7 protein-coding genes are annotated in these 13072 nt (G+C 67.0%); 1 reads left to right on the plus strand and 6 read right to left on the minus strand.

Annotated elements, in window-relative coordinates; translation table 11 throughout:
- Positions 1 to 61: 61 nt before the first annotated feature.
- From E1H18_RS22530 to E1H18_RS22555, 6 genes are all read right to left on the minus strand, one after another.
- Entirely contained in the window at positions 62 to 2698 is a 2637-nt protein-coding gene (locus tag E1H18_RS22530) for a TonB-dependent receptor (protein WP_172273078.1), read from the minus strand.
- Positions 2699 to 2825: 127 nt separating this feature from the next.
- Positions 2826 to 3812 carry a FecR family protein gene (locus tag E1H18_RS22535; RefSeq protein ID WP_172273081.1) on the minus strand — a complete coding sequence of 329 codons (987 nt, stop codon included), beginning with the start codon at positions 3810 to 3812 and terminating at the stop codon, positions 2826 to 2828.
- Positions 3802 to 4392 (minus strand): RNA polymerase sigma factor, encoded by a 591-nt coding sequence (locus E1H18_RS22540; RefSeq protein ID WP_172273084.1) that lies wholly within the window; start codon positions 4390 to 4392, stop codon positions 3802 to 3804. Before E1H18_RS22540 ends, E1H18_RS22535 begins: the two co-directional genes overlap by 11 nt.
- Positions 4380 to 7220: a TonB-dependent receptor gene (locus E1H18_RS22545; protein ID WP_172273087.1), complete on the minus strand. Its 2841-nt coding sequence runs from the start codon at positions 7218 to 7220 to the stop codon at positions 4380 to 4382. Before E1H18_RS22545 ends, E1H18_RS22540 begins: the two co-directional genes overlap by 13 nt.
- 263 nt (positions 7221 to 7483) lie before the next feature.
- A complete protein-coding gene (locus tag E1H18_RS22550) occupies positions 7484 to 8509 on the minus strand; it encodes a helix-turn-helix domain-containing protein (protein WP_172273090.1) in 1026 nt (341 codons plus the stop codon).
- Positions 8510 to 8716: 207 nt separating this feature from the next.
- Positions 8717 to 9505, minus strand: coding sequence for an IclR family transcriptional regulator (locus E1H18_RS22555; protein WP_172273093.1), 789 nt, complete (start codon positions 9503 to 9505; stop codon positions 8717 to 8719).
- Positions 9506 to 10005: 500 nt separating this feature from the next.
- On the opposite strand from E1H18_RS22555, the gene E1H18_RS22560 reads away from it, so the two are divergent.
- Positions 10006 to 13065: a TonB-dependent siderophore receptor gene (locus E1H18_RS22560; RefSeq protein ID WP_172273096.1), complete on the plus strand. Its 3060-nt coding sequence runs from the start codon at positions 10006 to 10008 to the stop codon at positions 13063 to 13065.
- Positions 13066 to 13072: the final 7 nt, after the last annotated feature.

Here is a 13072-nt window from a genome sequence, read left to right on the forward strand (position 1 = left end):
GATCCGACCGGCCCGCGCAAGGCGACGCCCCTCTATCGCGAGAGGGCGTTCGGGGATGGGGTTAGAACTTGCCGCGGAGCGTCAGCGAGACCGTGCGGCCCCAGTGATAGGTCTCCATCGGCTGGTCCTTGGTCTTGCCGTAGTGACGACGGATCTCGTTGCTCAGGTTCGAGCCCTCCAGCGTCAGGCCGTATTGCGGCGTGATCTGGTAGGAGAGCGAGCCGTCCAGCGAGCCGTAGGCGTTGACGTAGGATTGGGCGGTGGTGGTGCTGCCGATCGAGGCCAGGTAGCGCGAGCGCCAGAACCAGCCGAGGCGGGCGCTGATCGGGCCCTTCTCGTAGTAGCCGACCAGATTGTAGCTGGTCTTGGACAGGCCCACGAGGTCGTCCTTGATCTGGCGGTTGCCGGCGAAGTAGTTCGCCTTGCTGTCCACCAGGGTGACCGAGGCTTGCACGCCCAGACCGTCCAGCAGACCGGGCAGGAACGAGAGCGACTGGTTGTAGGCCGCCTCGAAGCCACGCACCTCGGCGTCGCCGCCGTTGACGTTGGACGACAGCAGAACGTCGCCGCGGCCCGGCACCTGGATGGTGACGTTCTGAGCGGTGATGTAGTCGTCCATCTTCTTGACGAAGATCGCGCCGGTCACCGCCGTGGTCGGGGCCGGGTACCATTCCAGCGACACGTCATACTGATCGGCCAGGAACGGATTCAGGTCCGGGTTGCCGCCCGATGCCGTTGGCGAGTCGCGAGAAACGCTGATGCGCGGGGCGCTGTCGGTGACGTTCGGGCGGTTGACGACGCGCGAGGCGGCGAAGCGGGCGATCAGGTCGTCGCGCAGGTCGACCTTCACGTTCAGGCTGGGTAGCCAGTTCTCGTAGGTCTTCAGATAGCCGACGGGCACCGGGGTCGAGCCGCTGGTCAGCGTGCCGCTGGCCAGTTGCTTGGTCTCCGAATAGCGGACGCCCAGGTTGCCGCTGACGGGCACGACCAGGTCGAACTTGAAGTCGCCGCGCACATAGGCGCTGCGGATCTTCTGGTCGACGATGAACGAGTTGCGCAGATCGGCCGCCGACCAAGGCTGGGCCGCGACCGCCGGGGTGTACAGGCGATTGTAGTAGGCGTCGCGCGTCGGCGTGACCCAGGTGCGCGGAGTGGCGCCATCGAAGTCCTTCAGGAAGCCGGAATAGGGCATGGGTTCGTAGAAGGTCGAACCCAGCGTCGTCAGCGGCACGTTGAGGATGTCGTTCAGCACCCAGTCGCGACGCAGGTAGTTGCGGTTCATGTTGTGCTGTTCGACGCCGGCCGAGATCTTGGTCAGCCAGCTGGAGAAGACGCGCGAACCGTCCAGGCGAAGGGTCTCGTCGGTGTCGCGCGAGTCCTTCCAGGTGTAGTCGAAGGCCTGGCCGACATAGGCGGCCGGGTTGTTGTAGTCGACCGGCGTGGTCAGCTGGGGGATCTTGTTGAAACCGCGCGAGAAATCGTAGGTCAGCGGCGCGAAGAAGGCGATCCGGTTGCGGGTGGTGGCCTTGCCGTCCGGGTGATAGCTGCGGGCGCGCGAGAAGCCGTATTCCAGGTTGAACGCCCAGGCCCCGGGGGTCCAGGCCTGCTTGACGCCGAAGATCGCCAGGTCGTGGCGGTTGAGGCTGGTTTCGCGCGAGCCCATCCAGCGCACGTTGTTGATGGTGCCGACCACGACCGTGTCACCGACGACCTTCTGGCTGCCGGCCACGAAGCTGGGGACGGCGAAGGTGCTGTCGTCCGGATAGATGTCGAGGCCGAACTCGTCGTAGTCGACGTCCAGGCGGGTGATCAGCAGGTCGACGTCGGTCTGGAAGTCGCCATTGGGCTTCCACTGGCCCGAGATGGCGCCCGAATACAGCTTGCGCTTCTCGGTCTCGACCGTCGGACGCGTGCGCGTGGGCGTGTAGAGGCCCGCGCCCAGCACCGAGGTGAAGCGGTTGAGATTCCAGCCGCTCTGATACAGGCGGTCGGTGCGGTTGTGGCGCTGGTCGTACAGACCCGAGGCCAGCAGGCCCAGGGTGTTGTCGGCGCTGGTCCAGCTGACCAGGCCCGAGGCCGACGGATCGGCCTTCTTGCGCACGTCGTTATAGGTCTCGCGCACCGAGAAGGCGGCCTTGTCGCCCAGATCCAGCGGCTTGAAGGTCTTGATGTTGATGTTGCCGCCCAGGGCGCCTTCGTCCATGTCGGCCGTCGGGCTCTTCACGACCTCAATCTGCGAGATCAGCTCAGCGGGCAGCACCTCGAAGCGGAACTGACGGCCACGGGCGCCGCCGTTCTCGATCAGCTCGTTGACCGCGATCGAGCGGCCGTTCAGCTCGGTGTACTGAAACTGTGGACCCAGGCCGCGGACGCTGACGTACAGGCCCTGGCCGCGCTGGCGGTCGATGGTGACGCCGGTGACCAGCTGCAGCGCCTCGGCGGCGTTGCGGGTCGGAAACTTGCCGATATCCTCGGCATTGACCGCGTCGAGCGCATAGTCGGCCGAGCGCTTCAGCTGGGCGGCGGCCTGCAGGCTCTTGCCGTACGAGGTGATGACGACCGCGTCGACGGCGTCGGCCGGCTCGGCGGCCGGCGGCATGGCGTCAGCGGCCTGGACTTGACCCGCGCCGAGGGCGGCGAAGGCGAGGATGGCGACGGCGCCCGCGCAGCGCGCGGACGGGAACTTCGAGCTGGACATCTATCCCCCGATCTCTGTTTGCCCGCAGGGAGGCGCGGGTCAGGGCAGAAGAACGGGAGCGCGCATGCGCGCCCTCAGTCGGGCATCGGTGAAATATTTGCGACGATCCTGTTGAAAAGTCTCGATTTTATCCGTGTCGGGAAGATCTCTCGCGCGGGGAAATCTCCAGGTCGCCCGTCGGTGAAACCCATGCGCGGACGGGGAGAAGCGCTTCCAGGGCCGCGCCGACATCGCTCATCCGCTCGACGCTCAGCGAGCCTGACAGGCGAAGGCCGCTCAGGCTGGGATCGGTAAGGTCGACGCGCCGTCCAGCCGCCCGCGACAGGCGTTCGGCGGCTTCGCCGAGGCTGGCGTCGCTGAGCACCACGCGGCCGCTGGTCCAGGCACCGTCATTGCCGACATCGGCCGTTTCGGTCTCGCCGCCGACGCCCGCTGCGCCGACATAACGCTGGCCGGGCTTCAGCAGCACATTGGCCGCGCCGGCTTGACTGACTCGCAAGGAGCCTTCGACCAGAGACACGGTCAGGCGTTCGCCGGCGGCCACGTTGAAGCGGGTGCCCAGCACCGTCAGGGCCCGACCAGAGGCGGCGACCTGGAACGGTCGGTTGGCGTCGTGGGCGACGTCGAAGAAGCCGTCCCCGGCCTCGAGCGTCACGTCGCGTGCGCCGCGGGTGAACCGCGTCTTCAGCTTGCCGCCGGGGCTGAGCACCACGTGGCTGCCGTCCGCCAAGGTCAGGCGGGCCGGCGCATGGGCGGGGGCGGCATAGGTCTCGGTCTGCGGCAAGGCCGTCATCGTCACGCCGACCGCAACGGCTGCGGCGGCGAGCGCCAGACCTGCGATCAGGGGGCGACGCCCCGAGGCGCGCGCAGTCGGCGGGTCCATCCGGGCCTCGCGACGGACGCTCTTGCGCAGGGCGCGCACGGTCGGATCCTCAGCGGCTAGGCCCATGGCCAGCCAGACCTCGCGGGTGCGGGCGACCTCTTCGCGGGCTTCGGGCGAGCGGGCTTCCCAAGCGTCGAGTTCGGCCTGCTCGGCCGGGGTCAGGTCGCGGGTCAGGCTGGCGCTGAGCAGGCGGCGGGGATCGGGGGCGGAGTCGTCCAGGCTAGGCGTCATGCGGGGTCTCGATGGCGTCGCGCAGGCGGGCCAGGGCGTTCATCATGTGTTTCTCGACGGCGCTGACCGACAGGTTCAGGCGCGCGGCGGCTTCGGCTTGGGTGAGGTTTTCGAAGCGGCACAGTACGAAGACCGAGCGCGCGTTCGGGTGCAGGTCGTCCAGGGCCGCGATCAGCTTCTGCAGCCGCTCACGGCCGGCGAGGGCGGCCTCGGCGGTGGGCTCGTCGGCGGGCAGGGCGGGATCGACCTCGACATGGCGCTCGCGCTTGCGGGCGCGCTGGTGGCGCTCGTGATCGATCAGGGCGTTGGAGGCCACCGTGAACACCAGCCCGTCCGGGTTGCCCCAGTGCAGGCGCGAGAACCGCTGCGACAGCCGCATGAAGACCTCCTGCGTCAGGTCCTCGGCGTCTTCAATGCCGACCGACCGGCGCTGGAAGAAGCGCAGCAAAGGGCGGCGATAGCGCGACACCAGCGCCTCGAAGCGCGGCGCGTCCAGCGGCGGATTGGCCTCGACCGGGTCGCTGGGCCCGTCTGGCGGATCGACGCGCGTTCCCGCGCCCAGGAAGGTCAGAACGCCCATCTCATCCTCGCGGACAGGTAACGGCCCCAGCTGTGGATTTCCATCGGCTGGTCCCGGCTTTCGCCAAAACTGTAGCGGCGGGCGTCCGTCAGATTGACGCCCTCCAGGGAAAAGGTCGAGCGGCGGTCTAGCCGCCAGGATGCCGCGCCGTCCAGCGATCCGAACGCCGTGGCCGTCGTCGGGGCGGTCACCGAGTTGCCGATTGAGGTCAGGTATGGGCCTCGCCAGTTGTAGCCCACCCGGATCGAGCCGCGGCCTTTCTCGTAGAAGACCAGCGCGCTGTAGGTGGATTTCGAAAGGCCCATCAGGGCGTTGCGGATCACCCGGTCGCCGGCGAAGTAGTTGGCTTGGCTGCGCACCAGGGTCGCGGCGCCCTGGACGCCGAAGCCGTCGAACGGCGCGGGCAGGTCGCTGAAGACGCGGCTGAAGGTCAGCTCCAATCCTTGCAGCCGCGCCTGCCCGCCATTGACGTTGGTCGACAGCAGGATCTGGCCGCGGCCGGGCACCTCGATGAAGGTGTTCTGGGCGGTGATGTAGTCGTCCAGGCGTCGGTCGAAGACGGCGAGGGTCAGGGCTCCGCCTGTCGGGAAATACCACTCGGCCGAGACGTCCAGCTGGGTGGCCAGGAACGGCCGCAGCTCGGGATTGCCGCCGTTGCCCGTCGGGGTGTCGCGAGCGATGGAGATGCGTGGCGCGCTGTCGACGACGTTGGGCCGGCTGATCACCCGCGAGGCGCCCAGGCGCAGGTGCAGGTTATCGGCCAGGGCGATCTTGAGGTTGGCGCTGGGCAGCCAGTCGCCATAGGCGTTGCGCCATTCGGCAGGCAGAGGCTCCGAGCCGCTGGACATCACGCCGCTGGAGACCTGGCGGGTGGCGGCGTAGCGCAGGCCCAGATTGCCATCGATCGGCCGGCCGAACGCCTCGGCCCGATAGTCGAGCCGGACATAGGCCGAGCGGATCTTCTCCTCGACGACGAAGGAGTTGCGCAGGTCGGCGGCCGTGGGCGGGCGCGCAGCGACTTCGGATGTGTAGAGCAGATCGTAGAAGGCGCGTGCGTTCGGCGCGACCCAGCCGCGGGGCAGAGCGGAGTCCACGCCGGTCAGGAAGTCCGAGAAGGGTGTCGATCCGTAGGCTGATGACCCCAGGCTGGTCAGCGGCCGGCCTGTCAGGGTTTCCAACGTCCAGTCGCGGCGTCGGTAATCGCGACCGCGGCGATGCCCGCTGACGCCCAGCCGCAGGTCGAACGCGCCGAGCGGACGGCGCAGGTCGAGCGTGGCGATCTCGTCGACGTCGCGGGAGTCCTTGGAGGTGTAGTCGAACGACTGGCCCACGAAGTTGGCGGGGTCGGCGTAGTCGAGAGTGGTGCGCAGGTCAGGCCCGCCGGACAGGCCGTGGCCAAAGTCGTACTGGAGCGGCGCGAAGAAGGCGACGCGGGCCCGGACCGTGGCCTTGTTGTCCGGATGATAGCTGCGGGCGCGGGAGTAGCCATAGTCGCCGTCCAGCGTCCATGGGCCCGTCGTCCAGCGGCCGTGTAGGCCCAGGGCCACCAGGTCGTGCCGGTTCAGACTGATCTCGTGCGAGGCCATCCAGCGGACATTGTCGATGGTTCCAGCCTGAACCGTCTTGCCTTTGACTACCTGCGTGCCGGGCACGAAGCGCGAGAACGAAACGGACGGATCGTCGGGATGGATATCCAGGCCGTACTCGTCGTAATGGGCGTCCAGGCGGGTGGCCAGAAGGTCGAAGTCCAGGCTCAGGGCGGACGTCGGTCGCCACTGCAGCGTGAAGTCGCCAGACGCCATGCGGCGGTCTTCCAGCTCGACGGTCGGCCGCGTGCGCGTTGGGGTGTAGAGGCCCGGGCCCAGCACCGCGGCGAAGCGGTCGAGATTCCAGCCGGTGTTATAGAGGCGATCGTTGCGCACCCGCCGTCGTTCGACGACGCCGCCGATCAGGACGCCCAGGCGGCCGCTGTCGTCGACCCAGCTCCAGACGCCCGACACCGACGGATCGGTCCCGCCCATGCGACCGTTGGACAGGCGCGCCGACAGCACCGAGCGTCGGCCACGATCCAGTGGTTTGAAGGTGCGCACGTCGATATCGCCGCCGAGGGCGCCTTCGTCCATGTCGGCGGTGGTGGTCTTGATGACCTCGATCTGGTCGACGACGTCGGCGGGCAGCACTTCGAAACGGAATTGCCGGCCCCGGAAGCCGCCGTTCTCGATCAGGTCGTTCAGGGCCACGGGCCGACCGTTCAGCAGAACATTCTGGAACTGCGGTCCCAGGCCCCGGACGCTGACATAGAGGCCTACGCCCCGGTGGCGTTCAAGGCTGACGCCAGGGGCCAGCTGCAGCGCCTCGGCGGCGTTGCCAGCGGGCAGGCGGGCAATGTCCTCGGCGCTGACGGCGTCCAGCGAATAGCTGGCCAGGCGCTTGGCGGTAAGCGAGCGGTCGAGGCTGGCGGCGTAGGTGGTGATAGTGACCGCATCGAGTTCGACCGGACCTGGGTCGACGGCAGGCAAGGCGCGCGGGATGGGTGAGGCGGACGTCCTGCCTGACTCCAGCACGAAGACGCCATGGCGGACTTCGCGCACGGTCGCGCCGACCTCGGCCAGCAGCCACTCGATCGCTATCCGGGGCGAGACATCGCGAGGGAGCGCCCGACCAGACTTTCCGGCGACCAGCTCAGGCGAATAGATGATCTGGATATTCCGCTGCGCCGCCAGCCGCGTCAGGCTTTCAGCGAGACTGACGCGCGAAGACGCGGACGCTTCCGGCGCGACAGCCAGGAGAGCGACCCCGATCGCACAGGCGTGGAAACAGGACGGCATGCCTGGCGTAGAGGCCCAAGGCTGAAACTGGCGGTTCCCTTAGCGGTCCGTCATGACAGTTGGGCGACAACGATCGACGCGCCGGGTCGCATGGCGTGTTCAGGTGATGTTTTGCGGGGAGAGTGCCGGCAGCCCCCCCGAGGACGCCGCCGGCTAGTTGCTCGCCGGTGGGGTGGCGAGAGGCCGGGAACCTACGGCGTGACATCCATGCCGTGCAATCCTGTTCGCGCCTGAAGGGCGGGGAAAACGATTTCGGACCCAAATTAGAGGCTGCGGACCCACGCCCACACGTCGTCAGGGCGCTCCAGCGCCGACAGACCCTCCTTGCGGGCCGACTCACCGACTCGGCGCAGGCGGCCCGGCGTAACCCCGAAACGGCCACGGAAGGCTCGGCTGAAGTGGGCGTCTGAGCGGAAGCCGTGACGATAGGCGATCTCGCCGAGGGTCTGCTGCTCGGCGCGGTCCTGCAGGATGGCGTCGAACGCCTGATCGAGCCGCCGACCCTGGATGAAGGCGCTGATGCCGCCCACCGGTGCGAAGACCTTGTAGACAAGGCTGCGCGAGACGCCGAGGTGTTCGCGTACGGCTTCCGGAGCTAGGTCCGGATCGGCGAGGCGCCGCTCGATATACTGGCGGCCCATGGCCAGCAGCATTTTCTCGACTGGGCGGGCGTCGTCGCGCGCCGCTTCACAGCGGCTGAGGATCGCACCCCCCAGCAGGCTAACCGCAGCCTTGGCGCCGACGGCCGCATCGACGGAGGTCATATCCTCAATGGTGTCCCACAGGGTTCGTAGATGCGCCGCCAAGAGGCGTCCGCTCCCGAGGCGGTCGGAGATCACCAGGCCGTGGAAATCCATGTCGACGGCCTGCGGATCGAGCAGGGCGCGCGGCAGGATCATGTAGAGCGTGCGGTAGGGCGTGGTGGTCACGCTGAACGGCCGAACCATATCGACAACCCGGATCGCGCCATCCTCGCTGCTGACGGTCCGGCCATCGTAGTCGCCGCGCCATTCGCTGCCGTCCAGATCGAGGACGAGCATGATGGTGTCGCTGCCGTCCCCGACGATCTGTGGGAGCCTGCGCTCGAAGCGTTGAGCCACGCCCGCGCATTGGGCGAAGACGACGCCGCCCAGATTGTAGCCTTCCAGACGATTATAGAAGGCGTCCTCGGGCGAGAGCAGGGTGATGTCGAAGAGGTGGGCGCAGGCCTTGCGATATTGTTCGGCCGCGTCGGCCTGCTCGGCGGCGTCCAGAAGCCAGAGATCCTTGCGAAGCCGACTATTCGACACGGGGCGCTCACCACTCCTGCAGCCAAGCCCTGTGGATAGCAGCTGTGGACCGGCGAGCAATAGAATGTGGACCGCCGGTCAATGACAGAGCTGGCGGCGAGCGCGAAAAGAAAGCTTGCCCCGTGCGCCGGTGGGGTTGCCCTTCGGGTTGCTGGGCGCGCGATGTGTGGCCGTCGAGTCCCCGCCGGATTCGACGGTCCGGCAGCCTCAGGCGCTCTTGGCCAGGAATGGGGGCTCCAAGCGGAGAGCTTGGCCAAGAGCGTTCGCAGCGCTCACCACAGCCTTGATCACTCGCTCGCGCTTCTCGTCGAAGCGACTCGTCACGCAGCCGATATCCAGGGCGGCGATTGCTCGGCCTTCGGCGTCCAGCACCGGCGCGGCGACCCCGGTGCCGCCCAAGGCGAATTCCTCGGTCACAACGCAATAGCCCTGGTCGCGGACGTCGCCGACGATCCTCAGCAGTTCGGTCTTGTCGGTCACCGTATGGCGTGTGAGGGGCGCAAGCGGCTCCTCGCCCAGCAGTCGCGGCCAATCGCGTTCGGGTTGGTGTGAGACCAGCACCCGTCCGATGGCCGAGCAGTAGAAGGGGATCGGCCGTTCGATGTTGGTGGCGTAGCGGACCTCGAGGTCCGCTACGATCTGGGCCAGCGCTCGGGCGTGCCCTGGAGAGCCGTACCCGCCGAGGATGACCGTTTCGCCCAGGCTGAGCATCAGCTCTTCCATGATCGGCCTGGCGGCCGCCAGCAGGCGGCCATGCGGTGCGATCTTCCAGCCGAAGACGCCGGTCCGGTACTCCGTGGACAGGGTGTAGCGATCGCTGATCGGATCGCGCTCCACATAGCCTCTGTTCACCAGGGTGCGCAGCAGCATCAGGGTACTGCTTTTGGGGACGTTCAGGCGCTGCGTCGCCTCGCGGAGCAGCACCCCGTGATCCGCCTCGGCGATCAGCTCGATCAGTTCGAGTACGCGTGCGGCCGAAGGAACATTTGCAGTCATGGCTCGAACGGCGTTCCGATGATTGAAAGTGTCGATAGACGATCTCCAGCGCCGTCGGCATGAAGCTGCGACTCTGGAAGTAAAGATGGCGGTGTCGACGGTCTGTTACGCGGAACTGTCACGGACGCAGGGGCGCTGCTGACCGCTGATATCCGACCTAACACTGCATGGCGCGAGACTGAAAACGAAATTTGTTCGTGATATCGACAAGTCTATCGCGTGGATCGGCCTCTCAAGGCGCGTGCTTGAAATCCATTTTGGGTTCAACCCGCAATAGAATTATTGCCGAGATCCCCAAATTTCCTGATCGACGCCGCTTCTGCAGCCGTATTCGCCGCGCGCGTGTCCTGAAAATGATCAGCTTCGGCCTGACCATTACCCTGCATTGTTGAAAGGTCCACGAACCGTTGTTGGACGTGCAGCGGTTTCCCTGCCCACACTCCGAACATCGGGCGGAAACTCAATCCGCCGGAGGGGTAAAGTAGAGCAGGGGATAAGATATGAGTAGCACGTGGTCGCGTAGTCGCGCCGCCATGCTTGCGACGAGCGCGCTGTGCGCCGTCGCCGGTTTCGCTTCCATGGCGCAGGCCCAGGAAGCCTCGCCCGAGACCTCGGTCGAGGAAATTGTCGTCGTCGGTTCGCAGATCAAGGGCGCCAAGGTCACCGCGGCTCTGCCGGTCACGCTGGTCGGCGCCGAGCAGATCGCCGCCGCCGCCGCCGGGTCGGGCGACGAACTGTTCCGGACCATCCCGCAAGCCGGCAACGTCCAATTCAACTCCAGCTTCCTGCCGGGTTCCAGCAATTCGGCCCGCGGCGACGTCAACTCGATCAGCCTGCGCAACCTGGGCACCGGCAACACCCTGGTGCTGCTGAACGGTCGCCGCACGGTCGTTCACCCCACCACCCAGGCCGAGTCCCTGGTGCCGGTGTTCACCTACAACACCAACGCCATTCCGGTGGCCGGTCTGCAGCGCGTCGAAGTGCTGCGTGACGGCGCTGCGGCCATCTACGGCTCGGACGCCGTGGCGGGCGTCATCAACACAGTGCTGCGCGAGGATTACAACGGCGGTCAGATCGAGGCCCAGTACGGCTTCGCCGAAGGCACCAGCATGAAGGAAGGCCGTCTGACCGGCCTGTTCGGTCGCGACTTCAAAGAAGGTCGCGGCAACTTCACGATGTTTGCCTCGACCGAGCGCCGAGCCGCGCTGCTGGATTCGGATCAGGACTACACCGCCTTCGCCGACAAGCGTCCGCTGTTCGCCGGCACCGAGTTCGAGACCGCCACCAGCCTGGACGGCCGCAGCACCTCATCGCCGTGGGGCCAGTTCACCGCCCGCAACACGACGACGGCCATCCGCTCGAACGGCGTGGCGGTCACTGGCGCGACCGGCATCTTCAAGATCGTGCCGACCGCCAACGGCTGCGGCATCACGCTCAGCCCGGGCCTCTGCATCACCAGCGGCGCGCTGAACACCACCACCGATCGTAACCTCCGCCAGGAATCTGCGGCGGTGAAGACCTACACGGTGCCGGAAGTCGAACGGTACAACTTCTTCGGCACGGCCCACTACGACCTGACCGACGACGTCACCTTCTTCTCGGAGCTCGGCTACTACCGCGCCAAGACCCACGGGCTGCAAGGGCCGAGCGCCGTGGCGACCTCGGGCTCGATCACCATTCCGACGACGGGTTACTACAACCCGTTCGGCGCCGCCGTCCTGCCCAACGGTCAGGCCAACCCGAACCGCCTGCCGGGCCTGAACATCTCGGCCGCCGGCGTCCCGGTGACGATCAACACCTACGGCTTGGTCGATGTCGGCGCCACGCCCGTCGACGTGACCAACGACCAGTACCGCGTCCTGGGCGGCCTGCGCGGCCAGCGCTGGGGCTGGAACTGGGAGAGCGCCGCGCTCTACTCCGCCGCTCAGGTGAAGGACGAGTCGGTGGCCGTCAGCGCGACCAAGCTGCAGGCGGCGCTGTCGCTGAGCACGCCGGACGCCTACAACCCGTTCAATGGCGGCAATCTGGCCGGCCTGAGCTACGGCGACGGCACGCCCTCGAACAGCGCCACCCTGGCCAGCCTGACGGTTCCGATCCTCCGGAAGAACAAGACCACCTTGGCCCTGTGGGACTTCAAGGTGAACCGTCCCGACCTGATCCACCTGTGGGGCGGCAACGACCTGGGCGTCGCCGTGGGCGTAGAGGTTCGCAAGGAAACCTATCGCGACGACCGCGACTCCCGCATCGACGGCACCATCGTCTACACCGACGCGGTGACCGGTACGGTGACGGGTTCGGACATCCCCGGCACCAGCACCTCGCCCGACGTCTACGGCAAGCGCACGGTCATGTCGGCCTTCGCCGAGCTGGCCATTCCGCTGGTCTCGCCGGAAATGAACATCCCGCTGGTCAACCGCCTGGAACTGCAGGTCGCCGGCCGCGCCGAGGACTATGACGACGTCGGCAGCGTCGCCAAGCCGAAGATCGCCGGCGCCTGGGACATCATCCCCGGCATCCGTCTGCGGGGGTCGTACTCGGAAGGCTTCCGCGCTCCGAACCTGGAACAGATCAACGTCACCCAGGTCAGCCGCAGCAACACCCGCACCGACTACATCTTCTGCGAGGCCGATCTGCGCGCCGGCCGGATCACCAGCTTCAACGCCTGTGCGCGCGGCAAAGCCACGCGGGCCGTGCGGGCCGGTAACCCCGACCTGAAGCCGGAAACCTCGACCAGCCTGTCCTACGGCTTCGTGTTCGAGCCGCAGTTCATCCCCTCGCGCTTTGGCCGTGCGACCCTCACGGTCGACGTCTGGAAGATCAAGCAGCAGGGCATCATCGGCGTCTTCGGTGAAGGCAACGGCGTCATCCTCGACTACTTCCTGCGCACTCAGGGCAGCTCGAACCCCAAGGTTCACCGCGCTGCGCCGACGCCGGAAGAGATCGCGGCCTTCGCCGGCACCGGCCTCACCGCCGTCGGTGAAGTGCTCTATGTCGACGACCAGTACGTCAACCAGCTGCCGCAGGTGGCTCAAGGCGTGGATATCGGCTTCCAGTACCGCCTGAACACCGAGCGCTTCGGCGACTTCTCGTTCAGCGCCGACGCCGCCCGCATCGACAAGCTGTATCAGCAGCCCACGCCGCAGATCCAGGAACTGCTGGCGGCTCGCGCCTCGGGCAAGATCAACGCCAACACCGTGATCACCGGCGCGTCCGACATCGTCGGCCAGAACGGCACCCCCGAGTGGCGCTGGTCGGGCACCCTGACCTGGAAGAAGGGCAGCTTCAGCGCCGACTGGTTCGCCAGCTATGTGGGCTCGTTCTACAACACCGGCCTGACCTACTCGGCGACCGGCGAGTTCTATGACGTGCCCTCGACCACGTTCCACAACGTGGCGGTCAACTACGCCTTCGAGGATGGCCGCCTGGCCGGCACCCGCTTGCGGGTCGGCGCGCGGAACGTCTTCGACAAGGATCCGCCGCTGACGCCGGGCGGCTATACGGGTTCGGTCTACAACCCCTATGCCCGTTACTGGTACTTCAACATCCGGAAGACCTTCTAACTGTCGT

Source organism: Caulobacter sp. RHG1 (genome assembly GCF_013181195.1).
In the GTDB taxonomy this organism is placed as follows: Bacteria; Pseudomonadota; Alphaproteobacteria; order Caulobacterales; family Caulobacteraceae; genus Caulobacter.